The organism is Streptomyces sp. NPDC031554 (genome assembly GCF_055580685.1).
Genome location: NZ_JBVIKX010000007.1, coordinates 39,284 through 59,104, shown reverse-complemented (window position 1 = coordinate 59,104; position 19,821 = coordinate 39,284). Strand labels below are relative to the sequence as shown.

The 19,821-nt window shown below is 76.2% G+C and carries 14 protein-coding genes; 10 read left to right on the top strand and 4 right to left on the bottom strand.

All coding sequences use genetic code 11. The annotated features are described in order from the left end of the window. Positions 1 to 214 precede the first annotated feature (214 nt). The gene (locus ACZ5FU_RS19545) at positions 215 to 1,321 is read left to right on the top strand and encodes a YqjF family protein (protein ID WP_451530234.1); all 1,107 of its coding nucleotides are present in this window, start codon (positions 215 to 217) and stop codon (positions 1,319 to 1,321) included. Positions 1,322 to 1,336: 15 nt separating this feature from the next. Here the strand turns inward: ACZ5FU_RS19545 and ACZ5FU_RS19540 are convergent, their stop codons facing one another. Next, the gene (locus ACZ5FU_RS19540; RefSeq protein ID WP_451530235.1) at positions 1,337 to 2,692 is read right to left on the bottom strand and encodes a nucleotide disphospho-sugar-binding domain-containing protein; all 1,356 of its coding nucleotides are present in this window, start codon (positions 2,690 to 2,692) and stop codon (positions 1,337 to 1,339) included. 243 nt (positions 2,693 to 2,935) lie between these two features. On the opposite strand from ACZ5FU_RS19540, the gene ACZ5FU_RS19535 reads away from it, so the two are divergent. Then, positions 2,936 to 4,993, top strand: a complete 2,058-nt coding sequence (locus ACZ5FU_RS19535) for a glycosyltransferase (protein ID WP_451530236.1) — start codon at positions 2,936 to 2,938, stop codon at positions 4,991 to 4,993. A gap of 257 nt (positions 4,994 to 5,250) precedes the next feature. On the opposite strand, the gene ACZ5FU_RS19530 is transcribed toward ACZ5FU_RS19535, so the two are convergent. Both ACZ5FU_RS19530 and ACZ5FU_RS19525 read right to left on the bottom strand, forming a co-directional pair. Further along, on the bottom strand, positions 5,251 to 5,430 hold the full coding sequence (locus tag ACZ5FU_RS19530) for a DUF6480 family protein (protein WP_451530237.1): 180 nt from the start codon (positions 5,428 to 5,430) through the stop codon (positions 5,251 to 5,253). Between the two features lie 2 nt (positions 5,431 to 5,432). After that, positions 5,433 to 5,693, bottom strand: a complete 261-nt coding sequence (locus tag ACZ5FU_RS19525) for a hypothetical protein (RefSeq protein WP_469045786.1) — start codon at positions 5,691 to 5,693, stop codon at positions 5,433 to 5,435. A gap of 560 nt (positions 5,694 to 6,253) precedes the next feature. On the opposite strand from ACZ5FU_RS19525, the gene ACZ5FU_RS19520 reads away from it, so the two are divergent. Then, positions 6,254 to 6,799 (top strand): DUF1360 domain-containing protein, encoded by a 546-nt coding sequence (locus ACZ5FU_RS19520; protein ID WP_451530239.1) that lies wholly within the window; start codon positions 6,254 to 6,256, stop codon positions 6,797 to 6,799. Positions 6,800 to 6,978: 179 nt separating this feature from the next. Here the strand turns inward: ACZ5FU_RS19520 and ACZ5FU_RS19515 are convergent, their stop codons facing one another. Then, a complete protein-coding gene (locus tag ACZ5FU_RS19515; RefSeq protein WP_451530240.1) occupies positions 6,979 to 7,860 on the bottom strand; it encodes a LysR family transcriptional regulator in 882 nt (293 codons plus the stop codon). Between the two features lie 84 nt (positions 7,861 to 7,944). Between ACZ5FU_RS19515 and ACZ5FU_RS19510 the strand changes: the two genes are divergently transcribed. The 7 genes from ACZ5FU_RS19510 to ACZ5FU_RS19480 all read left to right on the top strand — a co-directional run bounded on the left by ACZ5FU_RS19510 (position 7,945) and on the right by ACZ5FU_RS19480 (position 19,798). Further along, positions 7,945 to 8,844: a PhzF family phenazine biosynthesis isomerase gene (locus ACZ5FU_RS19510; RefSeq protein ID WP_451530241.1), complete on the top strand. Its 900-nt coding sequence runs from the start codon at positions 7,945 to 7,947 to the stop codon at positions 8,842 to 8,844. A 367-nt stretch (positions 8,845 to 9,211) separates the two neighbouring features. Next, entirely contained in the window at positions 9,212 to 10,405 is a 1,194-nt protein-coding gene (locus tag ACZ5FU_RS19505; protein WP_451530242.1) for a carboxylate-amine ligase, read from the top strand. A 330-nt stretch (positions 10,406 to 10,735) separates the two neighbouring features. Beyond that, entirely contained in the window at positions 10,736 to 12,520 is a 1,785-nt protein-coding gene (locus ACZ5FU_RS19500; RefSeq protein WP_469045720.1) for an N-acetylglutaminylglutamine amidotransferase, read from the top strand. After that, a complete protein-coding gene (locus ACZ5FU_RS19495) occupies positions 12,493 to 15,072 on the top strand; it encodes an alpha/beta fold hydrolase (protein ID WP_469045718.1) in 2,580 nt (859 codons plus the stop codon). The genes ACZ5FU_RS19500 and ACZ5FU_RS19495 overlap by 28 nt, the downstream gene beginning before the upstream one ends. A gap of 240 nt (positions 15,073 to 15,312) precedes the next feature. Beyond that, complete coding sequence (locus tag ACZ5FU_RS19490) at positions 15,313 to 16,176, top strand: MBL fold metallo-hydrolase (protein ID WP_468646674.1); 864 nt, start codon at positions 15,313 to 15,315, stop codon at positions 16,174 to 16,176. A gap of 287 nt (positions 16,177 to 16,463) precedes the next feature. Then, positions 16,464 to 17,561 (top strand): carboxylate-amine ligase, encoded by a 1,098-nt coding sequence (locus tag ACZ5FU_RS19485; RefSeq protein ID WP_468646675.1) that lies wholly within the window; start codon positions 16,464 to 16,466, stop codon positions 17,559 to 17,561. A 422-nt stretch (positions 17,562 to 17,983) separates the two neighbouring features. Next, positions 17,984 to 19,798, top strand: a complete 1,815-nt coding sequence (locus tag ACZ5FU_RS19480) for a hypothetical protein (protein WP_469045716.1) — start codon at positions 17,984 to 17,986, stop codon at positions 19,796 to 19,798. The last annotated feature ends 23 nt before the right edge of the window (positions 19,799 to 19,821 follow it).

Here is a 19,821-nt window from a genome sequence, read left to right as displayed (position 1 = left end):
CCGCGGGGTGTGCGTCCGGCGGGGGACGGTGGGCCCGCCGGAGCACCGGTGGGCGAAACGGCTGCAACCGTCCGCCCCCCGACCGCGGAAGTGGTCGGGGAAGCGGACGGAGCGCGGGTTCCGCCGCGAGCGGCGGCGGCGCTGGGCGAGGCGGAGGGCCCGCCGGAGCCGGCCCCCGTCGTCCACCCGTACGTACGGAGAGCGGAGGTGGCCCGTGGAACCGAACGGTGCCCGTGTCCTCCTGCCCGGTGCCACCGGAGCCATCGGCGCGGCCCTCGCCGAGCGGCTGCACGGACTCGGCGCGCAGGTCGCCGTGGCGGGCCGCGACCCGGCCTCCCCGGCCCGGCTCTCCGCCGCCTGCGCGGGCGCTCCGGCCCGTCGCTCCGACGCCTACGACCTGGACGGCTGCGCCCGCAGCGTCCCCCGGGCGCCCGCCCCGGCGGTGCAACCGCACCGGGTTCCCCGGCCGAACGGTTCCCGGGCCGGGACGCACGCCGGACGGCGTCACCGCACCCGCGGAACCGCCACCTGCCGGAAGGAACCTGTGATGAGCGATCGCGGCGAACGGCACACCGGCGGCGTCGAGTCGCTGACCCCCCTCGCCCCCCGCCGCCCGCGCCGTGTGCTGTTCCGGCAGTCCTGGCGCGACCTGGTGTTCCTGCACTGGGAGGTCGACCCCTTCGCCGTCGCCCGCCTGCTGCCGCCCGGGACGGTCCCGGACCTGCACCGCGGCCGCGCCTATGCGGGCCTGGTCTTCTTCCGCATGGAGGACCTCGCCTTCGGCGACGGCCCGCCGCTGCCGTACCTGGGCACGTTCACCGAGGTCAACGTGCGCCTGTACAGCCGTGACGCGCTCGGCCGGCGCGGTGTCGTCTTCCGCTCGCTCGACTGCGACCGGCTGCTGCCGGTCCTCGCCGCGCGGGCGGTCCTCGGGCTGCCCTACCGGTGGGCGCGCGTGTCGCGGGAGTGGCACGGCCGGCGTCTGGAGTACCGCACCCGGGCACGGGGGAACGGCGGGCCGGGCGGCCGTGTGCGGGTCCGGGTCTCGGACGACGTGGTACGGCCCCGGCCGCTGGACGAGTTCCTGACCTACCGCTGGGGACTGCACGAACGCGGGCCGACCCGGTCGTACTACCTGCCCAACGTCCACCCGATGTGGACCTTCCGGAGCTGCGACCTCCTCGACTGGGACGCGTCCCTCCTCGACGTGGCGGGGGTCGCTCCGGTGCGCGCGGAACCCGACAGCGTCCTGTACGCGCCCGGCGTCCCGGTGCGGTTCGGCACGCCCGTGGCGCTGCCGGGGCCGGGCCGCGCGAGGTGAGGGCCGCCGGCCGTCTCAGGGCGCGGGGGCCCGCTCGGCGCGCGGGGCCGGCTCGCCCATGACGGCCAGGAGCCGGGCGGCCGCGTGGTCCGGGCCGCGCTCGCCGGCCTGCCGGGCCCACCGCCCCATGCGCTCGCGGACGGTCGTGGCCAGGAAGTGCAGCACCGCCGGCACCTCGCGGGAGGACAGGGTGTTCGGGTCCCGTACGACCCCGACGCCGGCGCGCTCCGCGTCGCGCGCGACGGCGAACTGGTCGCTGGAGAACGGCAGGACCAGCGCCGGCACCCCGAACCGCAGGCACTCGGTGAACGAGTTGTTGCCCCCGTGGTGGACCATCGCGTCCACGTGGCGGAGCAGGGACTGCTGCGGGACGGACGGCGCCACGACGACGCGGTCGCAGGCCAGATCCGCGAGGGCGGCCGTCCGCCGGCCCGCCGCCACGACGACGGCCGTACCGTCGGTGCCCTCCACCACCCCGGACACGACGGTCCGCAGGACGTCGTCGCGGGCGCTCAGGAAGGTGCCGAGCGCGACCAGGACGACCCGGTCGGCCCGTTCGCGCAGCCGCCGCAGCCGCCGCGACCAGTCCTCGTCCAGCGGTTCGGCGGGGCCGACCATGTGACCTGCGTACACGTGTTCGGGGCCCGTCGGCGGCGCCGGCAGCCAGGGCAGCCGGGGGTAGGAGTACAGGACCGCTTCGGGCGACGTCAGCGCGAAGGCGCGGCCCGGGGCGGGGGCGTCGGGCGCCTCGGCCCGGGCGAACGCCTCGAACAGCGCCGTGAACGCGTCGTCGTTCTCGCGGGCCGCGGCCGTCAGGCCGGCCAGCCGCCGCGGGTCGGGCCGCAGGGCGCCGGGCCAGTCGTAGGGCACGCCGAAGTAGCTGTCGGGACCCGCGAGGACGTAGGTCGGATGCCCCGGGCAGAACGTCGCGTACCGCACCCCCAGACAGTGCAGTCCGAGCGTCACCGCGTAACCGAGCTGGTCCACCACGTACCAGTCGGGGCGCAACCGCTCGTCGAGGGCGCGCAGCCGTGCGAGCACGGCCTCCGGGTCGGCCAGCAGGTCGGCCCGGCGGTGGCGGGCCTGCGTCATCAGGGCCGGAACCGCGCCGCGCCGGGTGGCCTCGAGGAACTCGTCCAGCCGGGCCGTCTCCGCCGCCTCCTGCTCCGTGGCCTCCGCCACCCCCGTGTTCGCGTTGCGCGTCACGGTCAGCGGCACGAAACGCGCACCGGCGCGGACCGCGAGGTCCTCGAACGCCTCCGAGCACGCGAAGTGGACGTCCGCCCCCCGCGCCCGCAGAGCGGCCGCCAGGACGGACAGGGGACGTGCGTGGGAGAAGAACGGCGGACTGATGATCACTATGCGCGGCATACCCCTCTTTCGTCACGGTGCGCCGCCACGGATGCGGCGGGCCCCCGGCCGGGCCGGACGGGACGGGCAGGGGCAGGGGGCCGGAGCGGGGCGCGGCGGAACACGGCGGTCGGGGCGCTGCGGGACACGGCGGTCGAGGCGCTGCGGCGCACGGCCGCCGAGGCGCGCCAGGAGCGGGTGCATCCGGGTGAAGCCCCCCGGAAGAACTCGCAGCGTCGTCCGTTCCGCACGAAGGAGCCCCCAGTGCCCGCCTCCTCAGCGCCGTCGTGGGACACCCCGGCGGCAACGCCGTCCTCCGGGGAACCGGACCTGCTCGCCGCCGCGCGGGCCGCCTTCTTCCGCGGTGCGCGCGCGGACGGTCCGGGCACCGTCACCGGACGGCACCCCGACGGCGAGCCGGCGATGCTGCTGGAGGCCGAGTACGGGCTCGGTCCGCGCCCCCTCCCGCACGGCCCGGCCCCCGCGCTCAGCCGTGAGGACACGGCCGTCGCCTCCCTGCGACGGGCCTGCCGCCTCGCGGTTCCGCTCACTCCCGAGGCCCTGCTCGCCCACGCCCACGGCGGACCGAGGCTCGGCGCGGTCCTGGCGGAGATGTGGCCCGACACCGTGCGCCGCCACGGTGCGCGGTACGCCGAGGAGACGCTGCGCCACACGCTGCTGCGCGGCACGCCCGTCGCCGCGCGCACCGCGTTCCTGCTGGACTGCGCCGAGACGGCGGACCTGCGCCCCCTGTCCGCGGCCGAAGCCGCGGCACTGGCCGCGCCCGCCGGCCGGGACGCCCGCCACGCCCTGTGGCGCTACCTGCACCGGCTCCCCGACGGCGCCGCCCACCTGCCCGCCGCCGACACCGCGCGGGACGCCTACGAGCGGCTGCTCCTCGCCCCTCCCGCCACCCTCACCGAGGACACCTGGCAGGCCCCCGGCATCGTCGTCGCGCAGACCATGCTCCAGGGCGACCTGGACACGCCGGGAGAGGGCCCGAGCGGCGGCATGTCCGTCCTGCTGGGCGCACTCGGCGCCCGGCTCGCCCTCGACGACGGCATCGCCGGCGTGGTGACGGTGGTGACCGCGGGCCTCGACGGCCTGGCCCGCGACCCCCGTCTCCTGCGGGAGCGGGACCCCGGCCACTGGGTGCTGCGCCTGCCCGTCGACGCGCCCGGCCCGCCCCAGCCGGACGCCTGGCCCGGACACCGCGCCGCGCTCGCCTGGTGGGCCACCCGCCTCCTGAGCGCCCTGCCCCGCACCGCCGACGTCGTGCATGTGCGGTACGCCGACGACGGCAGCCTGGCCCTCGCGCAGGCGGCCGCCCGCACGGGAGCACGCCTGTTCTTCACCGCGACCCCCGATCCCCACCGCAACCTGGTCCGCAGGTACGCCCGGGCCGACCCGCGGGACCCGGAGCGCGCGGAACTGCTGCGCGGCGACCTGCACCGCGTCTTCTGCGCCGACCGCCTGGTGGAGCGGGCCGACACCGTCATCGGCATCCCCGGCCGCCCCGGCACCGGCGACCTGCTCCGTCACTTCCCCGTCCTCGGCGACCGCTACGGCCCCACCGGACCTCCCGCACCGCCGGAGGGGATCGCCCCGTACGTACCGGCGGCCGACGAGGCGTCGCGGCGGCGGCGGATGCTGGACGACCTGTTCGCCGACGGCGGCCGGCCCGACGCGCTCGCGCCGGCCGACCGGGGCCTGCCGCTGCTGCTGTGCGTGGGACGGCTCCACCCGGTCAAACAGCAGGACCTGCTGGTGCGCACCTGGCTCGCGACGGAGCTGTGGCGCACGACGACGCTGGTCCTCGTCGGCGGGGGCACGGACCGCCCCACCCCGGCCGAACGGCGCATGCGCGACACGCTCGGCGCGCTGTCGGCCGGCCGGACGGCGGCGGCACGGCGCCTCGCCGTGCTCCCCGCCATGCCGAACGACGAGGTGAGGCGCCTGGAGCGGGCCCTGGCCGACGGCGCCGACGGCGTGCCGGCCTGGTACGTGTGCCCGAGCGTCAAGGAGGAGTTCGGGATCGCCGTACTGGAGGCGATGGAGGCGGGACTGCCGGCCGCGGGCCCGCTCCGCGGGGGAGTGGCCCACTACCTGCGCGACGGCGTCAACGGCATCCTGCTCGACACCTCGTCCGCCTCCGGCCTGGCCCGCGGCCTGCGCCGGCTGGCGTCCCTGCCCGAGGACCGGCGCGTCCGCCTGGCGCGCGCCGCCCGCGAGACGGTGACGGCCCGCTACTCGGTGGCGGACATGGCGGGGGCCCTGGCCGCCGAGTACCGGGCCGCACCGCGAGGCGCCGCCGACGCGTGAGGGCCGTCGGCGTCCGACGGCCGCCGACGGGCCGGGGCGTGTTCCCGAAGTGGTCGCGCCTCCCGAGGGCGGCGGGCCTCTGGTGACACGCCCCGGTGGGCCGGGACCGGCGGACTGCCCCGCATCGGGTGGGGCGGGCGGTGGGCCGGGCGGGGCGACGGGGGAGTGCGCCGCCGCTCGGGCAGGTGCCGCGGGGGCCGGACGGGACGGCCCGCCCGTCCGTCGGCATGGGCGGGCCGCGGGGTGGCGGGGCCGGCTCACAGGCTGATGACGCGCACCAGGAAGAAGGCGGCGATCAGCAGGCAGCCGGCCGTGATCAGGAACAGCCAGATGCGCGGGTGCTCCCAGATGCCGCCGTCCGGCCGTTCGGGGTGCGCCTCGGCGGTCGATCCCTCCACGGGAGGCGTCTCGCCGGGAGGAAGCAGGGGATCGGTCATGGTCACACCTCGTGGAGGGAACCGGAGAGGGCCCCGTCGGCGTGGGCCGGCTCCCGTTCCTCGTAGTTCGCCAGGGCGAGCCCCAGACCGAAGAACGTGGGGGCCCACTCGCCGACGAAGATGCCCCAGCGGTCGGCGCGCTCCAGGCCCTCGCTCCTGCTGGAGGTGAGCCAGGAGACCAGGGACAGGCCGATCGAGGCGGTGGCCGCCAGATAGGCGTGCTCACTCCTGACGCCGGCCTCGTGCAGCTTCTTGACGATCATGAATTCTCCTCGGGGCGGTGGGAAGGGTCTCATCCTGTCCGGCTGGGACGAAAGCCGCACAGCGGGATGTACCGCACGATCAGTTCCGTCCGGGGGCGGCACGCGGATGCGTCCGTCCGCAGAGCCCCGGGGACGCGGCGGCCGGGCGGGGCGGGACGGCCGCCCGGGCCCCGGTCCGCCCCGTTCTCCCGGCGCCGTCGTACCGCCGACCGCGTGAATCCGGACCGGGTGCATCCGTTCCCGCTCCTCGTGGCGAAGTGGTTTGTGCAGGGGACAAGGGCCCTCGTTCCGCACCCCGAGCCGGAACGAGGGCCCGTCTCCGCCGCCCCTCGACCCCGGGCACCCCCGGAAGCCCCCTCCCGCCTCCGTTTGGCGCGAGCCGTGGCGGGGACCCGGACGCCGGCGGTCGTACGGCGACCGCCCCGCCTCCGCGTCCCCGGGCGCGGCCCCTACCGGACGCACCGGAACCGGAACGGCGGGCACACGCGGACGAGGTGGCACGACCGACCCGCGGGAGCCGCGGGCCCGCGGAAGCAGTGGGACAGGAACGGGCGCGAACCATGGGCACGACAGCCGGCAGCCGCTTCACGGGACGCCTGGAGGAGATCCTCCGGAGCGCGCGGCGCGACTACTCGGCCGGGCACGAACGGCCGCTGGGCGGTTATCTCGCGGCCATGACCGGATTCGGGGCGTACACGGCGGCCTGGGCGACGGCGGTACGGCTGCGCCGCCGCCCCCTGCCCGACCGGCCGGAGCCCTGGGACGTGGTCCTGACCGCGGTGGCCACCTTCCGGCTCAGCCGGCTGCTGAGCAAGGCGTCGGTGACCAGCCCGCTCCGCGCCCCCTTCACGCGGTACGTCGGTCCGCAGGGCCCGGCCGAACTGCACGAGGAAGCGCGCTCCGCCGACGGCAGGGAGACCGTCGGCGAGCTGGTGACCTGCCCGTTCTGCATGAGCGTCTGGGTGGCCTCGACCCTGACGGCGGGCCAGCTCCTCTGGCCGCGTGCCACGCGGACCGCCATGGGGGCGCTCACCGCGCTGGCCGGGGCGGACGCGCTGCAACTGGCCTACGGCGCCCTGACGGACAAGGCCACCGACGGCGGGTGACGGACCCCGGCCGAACCTTTCGGCCGGCTCCGCCCCCCGACCCCGCCTCCGCTTTCGCCTCGGCGGCCCCGGCCCCGGCCGTGGCGGCGACCCCGCTCCCGCCTCCGCCCGCGGCCCGGCCCGCGCTCGCGGTGACCGGGGTCGCGGACGGGCACGGGCACGGCTCGCGGTGGGCCGCGTCAGCCGGGCAGGTGCCGTACCAACTCCCGGACGAACGTCTCGGCCGCCGGTGACGTCCACCGTCTGCGGTGGCGGGCCAGCCGCACCGGGACGTCGGCGAACCGCGGTCCGTCGAGGCGCAGCAGCCGTCCGTCGCGCAGGTGCTCCCGCACGGTCGTCAGGGGCAGCAGCGTCACTCCCAGCCCGGCGGCCACGCAGGAACGCGCCGCGTCCACGCTCCCGAAGCGGGTCAGGCGCGGGCGGGCACCGGGGACCGCGAGCAGCCGGCGCTCCAGTACGTCGCTGTAGGAACAGCCCTGCTCCAGCAGGAAGACGTCCTCGCCGGAGAGGTCCGCCCACGTCGGCGCGTCGGCCCGCGCGGCGAGCGGATGGCCGGGGGCGCAGACGAGGGCGAGGGGCTCGCGGGCGATCGGTTCGCTGGTCACCTCGGGGAAGTCGGCCTCCTCCTCCAGCAGCAGGGCCAGGTCCAGCCGCCCGGACCGCAGCCCTTCGACACACCGGTCGGTGCCGCCCGCGTACAACTGGACGTCCACTTCGGGGTGGCTCGTGCGCAGGGCGGCGACCACACCCGGAAGCCGGGTCGTGCACAGAGACTCGGGGGTGCCGACCACCACCCGTCCCCCCGCGGCCCCGGCGCCGTCCGCCCGCAGCCGCGCCACCGCGTCGAGCACGTCCTCGGCCCGCTCCAGCAGCCGTCGGCCGGTCTCGGTGAGCAGCGCACCCGTGGGCAGACGGTCGAACAGCCGGACGCCGAGTTCCCGCTCCAGGGTGCGGACGTGCACAGTGACCGTCGACTGCGCGAGGTGCAGCTCGGCGGCGGCGGCCGTGAAGCTGCCCGTCCGGGCGAGCGCGGCGAAGGTGTGCAGCAAACGGGTGTCCACACCGCCAGGATATGCGGCATCCCGATGGGGAACATCGGAATCCATCGTTGGACTCGATCGACGCCGGATGGCAGCGTGGACGTCATGACCAGCCGAACCCGGGGAACCAGCCCCGTCGACCACGTCCAGCCGCCCGCGGAGGTCCTGCGGTACGCGGCCTTCACCAGCGACCCGGCGGGAGGCAACCCCGCCGGTGTCGTCCTCGACGCCGACGGGCTCGACGACGCGGCGATGCTCGCCGTCGCCGCCCGCGTCGGCTACTCGGAGACGGCCTTCGTCACCGGCCGGACCGGCCGGGACGAGGCCTCCCGCCGGTTCGGCGTCCGCTACTTCAGCCCGCTCGCCGAGGTGGCCTTCTGCGGGCACGCGACCCTCGCCCTGGCCGTCGCCCTCGCCGAGCGGACCGGACCCGGCGAGATCCTCCTCGACACGGCGGCGGGCGAGATCCCCGTCACCGTGGAAGCGGACGACGGCGCCCTGCGGGCCACCCTCACCAGCGTCGCGACCCGCTCCCGTCCCGCCGGGAACGGCGAACTGGCCGAGACGCTCGAGGCCCTGGGCTGGGCGGCCGGCGACCTGGACCCCGCCCTGCCACCCCACGTGGCGTTCGGCGGCAACGACCACCTGGTGCTGGCGGCCGCCTCCCGCGAGCGCCTGGCGTCCCTCGCCTACGACTTCGACGGCCTCGCCGACGTGATGCGGCGGTACGGCTGGACCACCGTGACGCTGGTGTGGCGCGAGACGCCGGAGCGCTTCCACGTCCGCAACCCGTTCCCGGTCGGTGGCGTAGTGGAGGACCCGGCCACCGGTGCGGCCGCCGCGGCGTTCGGCGGGTACCTCCGCACGCTCGGCCTCGTCACCGCTCCCACCAGGATCGCCCTCCGGCAGGGGGAGGACATGGGCCGCCCCGGCGACCTGCTGGTCGACGTCGACCCCCGGACCACCCGCACCCGCGTCACGGGACAGGCCGTTCGGATGGCATAGGAATCCCCGGGCGGGGCGCCCGGGCGGAGCGCCCGTGTCGGGTCCTGCCGGGCCCGCCGCGCCACGGAAGTGTTCTCGGCAGGCCCTTCTCGGGCCCGCGCCCGAGCTTGTCACCAGGCGTTTCGCCGCCGCCGGGGCGGCCCCCGGGCACGACGGCACGCGAGCACGACGGCACGCGGGGCGACGGTGCGGCGGGGCGGCACCGCACCCGCGGGAGACGGCCCCGCCACCGCCCGTCCGCCGGGCGACCGTCGCACCGGCGCACGGATGAGGACTAAGCGGCCCCCGAGTCGGGAACTCGGCGAGGGCAGTGATCGCCGCGGGTCTCCGACCGGGCGGCCGATCGTCCGGCGGAAGAAGGGGAACCGTGGCCGTTCGCATAGGGGTAGAGGAAGAATTCCACGTCGTGGACGTCGAGAGCGGGCTGCTCGTACCGCGCGCGGACGCGGTCCTGAACCGGCTGCGCCACAGACCCGACGTCACCGCGGAGCTGCAGCGGTCCGCCGTGGAGTGGAACAGCGGGGTGCACTCCTCCCTGGACTCCCTGCACGCCGACATCGTCGAGGCGCGGCTGCGGCTCGACGCGGCGGCCTCCCCCCTGGGGCTGGCCGTCGTGGCGGCCGGGACCGTGCCGCTCGCGCGGGTGGCCTCCGGCGACACGACCGCCGATCCCCGCTACCGGCACATGGCCGACGAGTACCGGCAGGTCTCCGACGAGCACCTCGTCTGCAGCGCCCAGGTCCACGTCGACGTGCCCGACCGCGACACGGCCGTACGCGTCATGTGCGCCGTCTCGCCCTGGCTGCCCCCGCTGCTGGCCCTGTCCGCCAGCTCGCCCTTCTGGCTGGGGGCGGACACCGGATACGCCGGCTGGCGCACGATGCTGTGGCAGCGGTGGCCCACCGCGGGGCCGGCCGGCTGCTTCACCCGGGCCGAGGACTACGACGCCGCCGTCTCGGACCTCGTCCGCTCCGGGGTGATCAGCGATCCGGGGATGGTCTACTACGACGTACGGCCGTCCGACCACCAGCGGACACTGGAGCTGCGCATCTGCGACGCCTGCCCGCGCGCCGAGACGGTCGTCCTCGTGGCGGGCCTCTTCCGCGCCCTGGTGGAGGACGCGCGCGCCCGGCTGGAGCAGCCCGGCGCCCAGGACTGCGACGGGCGCCACGAAGGGCTGCGGGCCGCGAACTGGCGGGCGGCGCGGACGGCCCTGGAGGGCCACCTGGTCCATCCCGCCACCGGCCTCCCCGCGCCCGCGCCCGCCGTCCTGCGCGACATGCTCCGGCGACTGCGCCCGGCCCTGGAGGCGGCGGGCGACTGGGACACCGTACGCGTCCTCATGGAAGAGGCCCTGGCCCGCGGAAGCGCCGCGCACCGGCTGCGCGGGATCGTCGAGGAGGAAGGCCTCCTCGCCGGCGTCGGGACGCTGGTCGAGGAGACCCGCGGCGGGCGCGGGCCGCGGACCACGCCGGCGGCCGCACGCCGGCCCGTCGCCACCACCGGTGCCGCCCGGGCGGCCGGCCCGGCGCCGGCCCGGCGGGCGACCCTGCGCGGCTGATGCCCCCGCGGCCGTGCTGACGGGACGAGCCGTGCCCACGGGACGAGCCGGCCGTGCCGGCGGAGAGAAACGGAGAAAGCGAAGAAAACGGATCAGACCTGCCACAGCAGATGCCGGTCGTCGCTCCGCGACGGGGCGGCGGCCGGGCGGCGGTGCCGCCGCCCGCGGCCGCCGCGAGGCCGGCGCCCACCGATCGAGGAGAGTGCAGCGCACCATGTCCAGCAGCAGTACCGCCCCGCACCGAACCGGCCCGTCCACGTGCTCGCCCGGGGATCCGCCGGCGACCACGTCGCGCCGGGCCGACGGCGCCCCGCGAGGGGGTGGGATCTGATGTGCGGCCTCAGCGGAGAGATCCGCTTCGACGGCGGACGGCCCGACCTGGCGGCGGTCGAGCGCATGACCGACCGGCTCGCCGCCAGAGGACCGGACGGCAGGGGGCTGTGGTCGCAGGGCGCCGTCGCACTGGGCCACCGCCGGCTGAAGATCATCGACCTGTCGGAGCGCGGCGCGCAGCCGATGACCGACCCCGCGGCGCGGCTCACCGGTGTCTTCAACGGCTGCATCTACAACTACCGGGAACTGCGTGAGGAACTGCGCGGTCTCGGCCACCGTTTCTTCTCCGGCTCCGACACCGAGGTGGTGCTCAAGGCGTACCAGCAGTGGGGGACCGCCTGCGTCGACCGCCTGTACGGCATGTTCGCCTTCGTCGTCGTCGAGCAGGACACCGGACGGGTCGTCCTGGTGCGCGACCGGCTGGGCATCAAGCCGCTCTACCTCACCGAGAGCCCGGGACAGCTGCGCTTCGCGTCCTCGCTGCCGGCGCTCCTCGCCGGGGGCGGCGTCGACACCTCGCTCGATCCCGTCGCGCTGCACCAGTACATGAGCTGGCACGCCACGGTGGCCGCACCGCGCACCGTCCTCGAGGGCGTGCGCAAACTGCCCCCGGCCACCGTGCGCGTCGTGGAGCCCGACGGCCGCCACCGCGACATCCGCTACTGGCAGCCGTCGTACACCCGCCGGGACGAGTACGCGCACCTGGGCCCGGACGACTGGCGGGACGCGGTGCTCGACGCGCTGCGCACCGCCGTACGGCGCCGGATGGTCGCCGACGTGCCCGTGGGCGTCCTGCTGTCGGGCGGCCTCGACTCCAGCCTGATCGTGGCGCTGCTGGCCGACGAGGGACAGCGCGACCTCGCGACGTTCAGCGTGGGCTTCGAGTCGGAGGGGGGCGAGGAGGGCGACGAGTTCCCGTACTCCGACCTGGTCGCCCGGCACTTCGGGACGGAGCACCACCAGCTGCTGGTGCCCTCGGACCGCGTGTCGACCGCCCTGGACGCGGCGGTCGAGGCGATGAGCGAGCCCATGACCAGTCACGACGTGGTCGCCTTCCACCTGCTGTCGGAGCAGGTGGCGAAGGAGGTGAAGGTCGTCCAGAGCGGTCAGGGCGCGGACGAGGTCTTCGCCGGCTACCACTGGTACCCGGACCTGGCGGCGGTCCCGCGGCAGCACGAACCCGAGAGGTACGCCGACACCTACTTCGACCGGTCGCACGCCGACCTCTCCGTCGTCCTCCAGCCCCATCTGCTGCCCGGCCACGACGTCTCCCACCGCTTCGTGGCCGAGCACATGGCGGAGCCGGGCGCGGAGACCGCCCTCGACGCGGCGCTGCGGCTCGACACCCATGTGATGCTGGTGGACGACCCGGTCAAGCGGGTCGACAACATGACCATGGCCTGGGGGCTGGAGGCCAGGGTCCCCTTCCTCGACCACGAGCTGGTGGAACTCGCCGCCGCCTGCCCGCCGGAGCTGAAACTCGCCGACGGCGGCAAGGGGGTCCTCAAGGCCGCCGGCCGCCAGGTCCTGCCCGCGCGGGTCGTCGACCGGCCCAAGGGCTACTTCCCGGTCCCGGCCGTCAAGCACATGGCGGGCCCCGTCCTGGAGCGGGTCCGCGAGGCGCTGGCCGCCCCCGAGGCCAGGGCCCGGGGTGTCTTCCGGGACGCGTATCTGAACAGGCTCCTGTCGGCCCCCGACGACCACCGGACCAGGCGCGGGGCGAACGCGCTGTGGCAGGTGGCGCTGCTGGAGATATGGCTGCAGACGCACGGAATCACATGACCGGCACCCCGGGGACGCGCCCCCCGACCCCGATGACGGAGACCCCGCCGCACCCGCACGGGAGTCCGCCCGCCGGCACGGCCCCCTCCGGCACGCCCCCCGCCGGAGGGACGCCGCGGCCGCCCCGCGACGCCGGCCCGGCGTCCCGGACCGGCACCACGACGGCCGCAGGCCACGCCGGCCCGGTGCCGGTCACCGCCGGCCCGGCACCGGCCTTCACGGGTCCGGCACCGGCCGGCCTCGGGCCGGCCGCGGTCACCACCGGCCTGGCACCGGCCTCCACGGGCCCGGTGCCCGTGTCCCTGCCCGACAACGCCGCGCCGAAGGACACCCCGCAGCGGCTGACGTCCCACGGCTGCTGGTACCCCTCGGTCGACCCCAGCGGCAGGCTCGTCGCGTTCATCTGCGACCGCGGCGGCGTGCCGCAGCTGTGGACGGGTCCGGTCGACGGACACGAGGTGCACCTGCTCGACTCCGACCCCCACCCGGTCAAGGAGGTGGCCTGGTCGCCGGACGGCCGCTGGATCGCCTACACCACGGCCCCCGGAGGCGGCGAGCACACCCGCGTGCTGTGCGTGCGCCCCGACGGAACCGGACGGCGCGTCCTCGCCGGCGCCGAGCCCGGCAGCTCGGCGCACCTCGGCTGCTGGCAGCACGACGGCTCCGCACTGGCCGTCACCGTCGCCGAGCCGGTCACCGCGCGGGGCACGGGCGACCTCGAGGAGGGGCCCGCCCACGAGGGACTCGCCGACCCCGGCACGTACACCGCCCCGCGCGCCGCCGGCTGGGCCTCCCGGGACGGCCGGGCCGTCCTGCTGGGCAGCCCGCACCACGGGGACGCCGGCCCCGCCGCCCACTCCGGCGAGCGGGACGAGGGCGGCGGAGCCCGGGGGCCGCTGCGGCGGGCCGTGCCCCTCGGACCGCCGCGGCCCGGCATCGCCCGGACCGGCCCCTCCCGCGTCCCGGACGTCGTCCTCCCCGCTCCGGTGCGCGCGGACGCCGGGCCCGGCGGTGTCGCCACGGGCCGTACGGGCCGTGACGCGGGAGCCCCCGACCCGCACGGCGCGGCCGGCCCGGACGGGACGGCCGGCGGGGGACTGGCCGCCTACCTCGTCGACCCCGAGGGGGTGGCGGCCCCCGCGCTGCTGGCGGTCGAACGCGGCGCCGCGACGCTGCGCGTCTGCGACATCAGCCAGGACGGGCGGCTGGCACTGGTGCGGCGCGGCCCCCGCGGCCGGCGCGAGGCCCTCGTGGTCCGCACCGCCGACCTGCGGACCACGTACGCGCTGCCGGTCGCCGACGGCGATCCGTGGATCGGCCGTTTCTCACCGGACGGCAGGACGCTGTGGCTGCGCAGCGACGCGGCACGCGAGTTCGCCGCCCTGCTCGCCGTCCGCCTCTCTCCCGAGGGGGAGAAGCGGGAACTGGTCGTCGCCGCCGAGCGCGCCGACCGCGGACTGGAGCTGCTGGCCCTCGGCCGGGACGGGCACACCGCGATCCTGGCCTGGAACGCGCGCGGCGCGAGCGAGCTGGAGGTCCTCGCCGTCGCACCGGCCGCGGGCACCGGGGACACCCTGGTGGGCCCGCCGCGGACGGTGCCGCTGCCGCACGAGGTGGTGACGCGCATCGCGCCGGCCGGGAACCGGTCGGGACCGGTGCTGGCACTGTCCGGGTCGCAGCGCCGCCCCGGCGTGTGGTGGCTCGCCGACGGCGCCGGGCTGCGCACCCCGTGGTCGTCCCGGGACGAGGACGCCGTCCCGCCCGGCCGTCCCCCCGTACGCCCCGTACCGGTACGGCTGACGGCCCGCGACGGACTGCCGCTGAGCGGCTGGTACTACCGCGCGCCGGGCCGGGGGACCGGAGAACCGGCGCCCTGCGTGATCCATCTCCACGGCGGACCGGAGGAGCAGGAGAGGCCGGTGTTCAACCCGCTCTACCACGAGCTGCTGGGCCGGGGCCTGGACGTCTTCGCCCCCGACGTGCGCGGCTCCTCGGGCCACGGCCGCTCGTTCGTCGACGCCGACCTCGGCACGGGACGCTTCGCCGCGATCCAGGACGTGGCCGACTGCGCCGCCCACGCCGTGGTGACCCGTCTCGCCGACCCCCGGCGCCTGGCCGTGATGGGCCGCTCGTACGGCGGCTACCTGGTGATGGCCTCGCTGGTCCGGCACCCGGACCTCTTCCGCACCGGCGTCGCGGCCTGCGGGATGTCCGACTTCGCGACCTTCTACGCCGGCACCGAGCCGTGGATCGCGGAATCGGCGGCGCACAAGTACGGCCACCCGGAACGCGACCGCGAGCTGCTCCACGCGCTGTCCCCGATGACCGGCGTCGACGCGCTCCGGGTGCCCGTCCTCACCGTGCACGGCGAACACGACACCAACGTGCCGCCCGGCGAGTCCGAACAGTTCGTGCGCGCGGCCCGCGAACGCGGTGTGACGGCCGAACTGCTGACGCTGCGCAACGAGGGCCACGACTTCCTGCGCGCGGACAGCCGGCGCCTCTACCGCCGGGCCGCCGCCGACTGGATCGAGCGCCACCTCGCGACGTGACCCGCCGGCGGGCGTCCCGGCGGGCCGCCGCCCGTGCACCGGCGGCCCGCCTCCGTACCGGCCCGCCCGTGCACGGGCGGGGACCGCGCCCGCCCCCGCCCCCGGGCCGCTCCGGGCGGCGCCCGCCGGGACACCGGACGCGGGCGGGGTACCCGAGCCCTTCGGAAGCGGCTCACCGTGCCTCCCGGACAGGTGCGGACGGCGGGCGCGTCCTGCCGCACGGGCCGGAGGGAGAGCCTCATGACCCCACGCGCCGACGACTCGCTGCACCTCCACTTCATCGGCAACGCGACGCTGCTGCTGCGGTACGGCGACCTCACCGTCCTGACGGACCCGAACTTCCTGCACCGCGGCCAGTACGCGTATCTCGGTCACGGCCTCGTGACCCGCCGTCTGACCGAACCGGCCCTCGACGTGCGGGCCCTGCCGGATCTGGACGCCGTGATCCTGTCGCACCTGCACGGGGACCACTGGGACCGCGTCGCCCGCCGTTCCCTGAGCCGCGCCCTGCCCGTCGTCACGACTCCGCACGCCTCACGCCGGCTGCAGGGACTTCACGGCTTCCACCGCGCCCTCGGACTGCAGACCTGGCAGGACCACGTGCTGCAGGGGGAAACCTCCCAGGTCAGGGTCACCGCGTTGCCCGGCCGCCACGCCGGCAGCCGGCTGCTGCGCCGCATGCTGCCGCCGGTGATGGGCAGCATGCTGGAGTTCGGACCGGTCCGGGGAACGGTCCGGACCCGCCTGTACCTGTCGGGTGACACCTTGTTGTTCGACGGCCTGGACGACATCGTGCGGCGCTGGACGGACGTGGACGTGGCCGTCCTGCACCTCGGCGGCACCTCCCTCCCGGGCGGCATCCTGCTGACCATGGACGGCGCGCAGGGAGCGGAACTGGCCGACCGCCTCCGTCCCGGCCGGATCCTCCCCGTGCACTACGGCGACTACACGGTGATGCGTTCGCCGCTGGAGGCGTTCCTCCGCGAGGCCGAACGGCGGGGACTGGCCGACCGGATCGTCCACTGCCGCCACGGACAATACGCGACCGTCAGGGCGGACGGCAGCCCGCCCACGGTCACCTGGGGCCCGGTTGCGGCCGGCTGAAGCCCGCCCACGGCCGTTCGAAGCCCGCCCCCGGCGCCCGCACCGCCCCGGAAGGGACCGGCCGCGGGAAGCGCCGGCGAGCCCGCCGCGGGGCGGGGCGGCCCCCTCCGTCCGAGCTCTCGCCGCCACGGGCGCCGGGTTAATGTGGAAGCGGTCGCGGCACGCGGAGACGGCCCGGCCCCATGTCCCGTTCCCCGGCGACCGGCACCGCCGGACAAGTGCGGGCGTGTCGCGAGCTTGGCCACGGCAGCGACCCCAGGGAACCCCCAGGGAACAGAGGGCGGTCGATGACGACGATCGGCGTGGAAGAGGAATACCTGCTGGTTGACCCCATGGTGGGCCTCCCGGTGCCGTACTCGGAGAAGGTGCGTCTGGCGGCGGACCTGGCTGCCGTCGCGGGCGGCAGGGAGGTGCAGTCCGAGCTGCTCCAGGTCCAGGTCGAGGTGGGGACCCCGGTGTGCGGCACGCTGGAGGAGGTCGGCGGACACCTGCTGCGTCTGCGGCACGCGGTCGGCGCGGCGGCCGAGGAGCACGGCTGCCGGATGGTGGCCGCGGCGACACCGCCGCTGCGCGACGGCCGGCCCGTCGGCGTGACCGACGAGGCGCGTTACCGCGCCATGCTGGCGCAGGCGCCGCAGCTGGTGGCGGAGCAGCTGGTCAACGGCATGCACGTGCACGTCGCCGTGCCCGGCCGGGAGGCGGGCGTACAGGTGCTGAACCGGATCCGGGTGTGGCTGCCGGTGCTGACGGCGATGGCGGCGAACTCCCCGCTGTGGGACGGCCACGACACCGGGTTCGCCAGCTGGCGCACCGTGATCTTCAGCCGCTGGCCGGTCGCCGGCGTCACCCCCTCGTTCCGCGACGCGGCGGACTACGACCGCCGGCTGCAGCGCCTGCTGGAGAGCGGGCTGATCTCGGACACCGGGCAGGTGTACTGGCAGGCCCGGCTCTCGGAGCGCTACCCCACGGTCGAGGTCCGCTGTCCGGACGTCCAGCTCCACGCGGACGACGCCGTCATGCTCGCCGGAATCGTCCGGGCCCTGGTGGAGACGGCCCTGGCCGAGGCGACCGCCGACCGGGTGCCGCCCCCGGACCGGGCGCCGGAACTGCTGCGGGCCGCCATGTGGCACGCGGCCCGCCACGGGCTCGACGACACCCTGATCGACCCGGACGGCGACCGGCGCCGCGCCGGTGACGTGCTGTGCGGGCTGCTGGCGCACATCGGCCCCGCCCTCGACGCGGCCGGCGACACCCGGCAGGTCACGGCCCTCGTCCACCGCCTCCTGCAGGGCGGGACCGGCGCCGACCGGCAACGGGTCGCCCTCGCGCGGGGCGGTATGCGCGCGCTCGTCGACCTGCTCGTCGGCGAGAGCACCGCGCCGTGAGCGGTGGGGCGGCCCCCTCGCCCCGCCGACGGCACGGCCGCCCCCGCCGGCCCGGCCCGCCGCCCCGCTCACCCGAGCCGGCCGCGCCCCCGGCTGCCGCTTACCGATGTGAGGGCGCTCCGTCCAGTCGGTTCACGGTCTTTCACTCCATCGAGCAGCCGCGGACGAAACCTGCCCGGCCGCCCCGCGACGACAGTACTTTTGCCGTCGTCACCCCCGACGCGGAAGTGACCGGCGGCCGTGCCCGGCACCCCGTCGGACGCCGTCCGCGGGGGTTCGGCCGCGTGCCGAGGCGGCCGGAGCGACCGGCGGGACCGATGCGGACCGCCGTGTCCCGCCTCGCCCGACGACGTGCCGCGAAAGCCGATCGACGGAACACCAGAGCCAGTTGACGGGCCATCAGAGGGAGTGACGTGTCCGGCGTGAGCCTTCCGGAACACCGCTACAGCCGTACGGAGGCCACCCGCCTGCTGTGCGCCGGTGTCTATCAGGACGCGGGCTTCCGACGACGCGTCGTCGAGGAACTGCTCGACCACCGCGAGCGGCCGGTCGCCGCACCCAACGGGGTCGACGTCCTGCCCGTGCTCTCCCACGCCCTGCGCGTGACCCGGCAGGAGGCCCGCGCCGCCCTGCTGATGCTCGGAGTCTGGGTGGGCTTCCTCCTGTCCGACCTGATCATGTTCTGGGACAGCCTCTCCGACCGTTGGCACGGGGCCGACGTCGACCTCGACGACGCGGTCGCCGCGGCCTTCGAGGGCGACGAACGGCTCACCGGCGGGATGCCGCTGCCCTGGTCCGTGTGCTACGCGGTGGTCTGCCTGGCACTGTGGTTCGCCCGGACCGCCCGGGGCGGCGGCGGTGCCGCCCGTTCCGCGGGGCTGCCCGACCCGGTCGCCAAGGCCGCCGACGGCGCCGGTTCCCTGGTCTCCCTGGGAGCCGGGGCCCTCGCCCTCCTCTACTGGTGCTGGTACGCGGTCGGGGTCCTCGGCGGCGACGTCCAGACGCCGTACCCGCTCCTGTTCCCCCTCGCGATGGCGCTCGTCGTCTGGTGGTACCAGACCTGGCAGCGCAAGGCCCTGTGCCTCCGGCTGGCCCGCTGGACCTTCCCCACCGCCACCCAGCCGGAGCTGCCCGCCGGGCACCTGTACGAGATGGTGCGCGACGACGTCCGGCGGGAGCAGGAGGCCGCGCTCACGCTGTACGGCGACGACAGCCCGTTCGTCGGCCTCGGGGTGCAGGGAACCCCCTGGTCGTTCGCGATGGAACTGCGCAAGCGGGCCCCGGGTGCCGGCGGGACCGACACCGCGGACGCCGCCCCCGACGACACGTCGGTGCCCCGCCAGATCAGCGGCCCCCTGACCGCCGATTCCGCGCTCTCCATGATCGAACCGCAGCTGACGCGGCTGCGCGAGTCCGCCGCCCTGAGCGGCCGGGACCGGCTGCGCGACCTGGAGGTCGAGCGGTTCGTGTATCTCCCGGCGGGCGTGGTGCGCGACGAGGAACTCGAGATCGGCGGCGTCCCCGACCCGGCCGCCCTCCCGCACGGCACCGGCCGGGGCCTGTCCGTCTACGACCCCGTCCAGGTCGCCGCCCACCTCCGCGAAGCCGTCGACGAGGGAGGCGAGGGGCGGCGCGTGTTCCTGCGCGTCCGTGTCGGTGCCTGGCACGAACAGGTCGTCGTCACCGTCCTCGTCCGCGTGCACACCCAGGGCCGCATGCTGATGCTCGAAGTGGTCCCCTTCGTCCTCGGCCCCGTCCGCAAGGACTTCCGCTCCGTGGACACCTTCGTGGACAGGCTCCCCGAGACCTGGGTCCGCGCCGCCCTGCGCGCCCTGCGGCAGGCGCCGGCGATCGGGGTCGGCACCGGCATCGGGGGACTCGCCACCCTGGCCAACGCCCTCACTGCCGGCTGGAAGGACGCCGAGGGGCTCCCGGACGTGCCGCGGGTCTCCCTCCGCGAACTGGCGGGCACCGACCAGCTGTCGGCCTTCCAGCGGATGGACGGCACCCGCTACGTGAAGACGATCCAGGAACGCATCGTCAACGGGGTCCGCGAGGCGCTCAAGGCCCACGGCTACCGCACCGAGGAGTTCGAGCAGCACGTCTACCAGCTCAGCGGCGGCAGCGTCTTCATCAAGGACATGTCCGGCGGCGCGGTGGCCACGGGCAGCCACGGCAGCGCCGCCCACCACGCCGCCCCACCGCCGGCGGCGCCCCGCGCCGACCCCGCGCCTTAGGACACCACCACAGCCCCACCGGG

Coding starts and splice junctions, on each gene's coding strand:
- ACZ5FU_RS19540 (WP_451530235.1), bottom strand. CDS start 2,692: ATGCCGCGCATAGTGATCATCAGTCCGCCGTTCTTCTCCCACGCACGT.
- ACZ5FU_RS19530 (WP_451530237.1), bottom strand. CDS start 5,430: ATGACCGATCCCCTGCTTCCTCCCGGCGAGACGCCTCCCGTGGAGGGA.
- ACZ5FU_RS19525 (WP_469045786.1), bottom strand. CDS start 5,693: ATGATCGTCAAGAAGCTGCACGAGGCCGGCGTCAGGAGTGAGCACGCC.
- ACZ5FU_RS19520 (WP_451530239.1), top strand. CDS start 6,254: ATGGGCACGACAGCCGGCAGCCGCTTCACGGGACGCCTGGAGGAGATC.
- ACZ5FU_RS19510 (WP_451530241.1), top strand. CDS start 7,945: ATGACCAGCCGAACCCGGGGAACCAGCCCCGTCGACCACGTCCAGCCG.
- ACZ5FU_RS19500 (WP_469045720.1), top strand. CDS start 10,736: ATGTGCGGCCTCAGCGGAGAGATCCGCTTCGACGGCGGACGGCCCGAC.
- ACZ5FU_RS19495 (WP_469045718.1), top strand. CDS start 12,493: ATGGCTGCAGACGCACGGAATCACATGACCGGCACCCCGGGGACGCGC.
- ACZ5FU_RS19490 (WP_468646674.1), top strand. CDS start 15,313: ATGACCCCACGCGCCGACGACTCGCTGCACCTCCACTTCATCGGCAAC.
- ACZ5FU_RS19485 (WP_468646675.1), top strand. CDS start 16,464: ATGACGACGATCGGCGTGGAAGAGGAATACCTGCTGGTTGACCCCATG.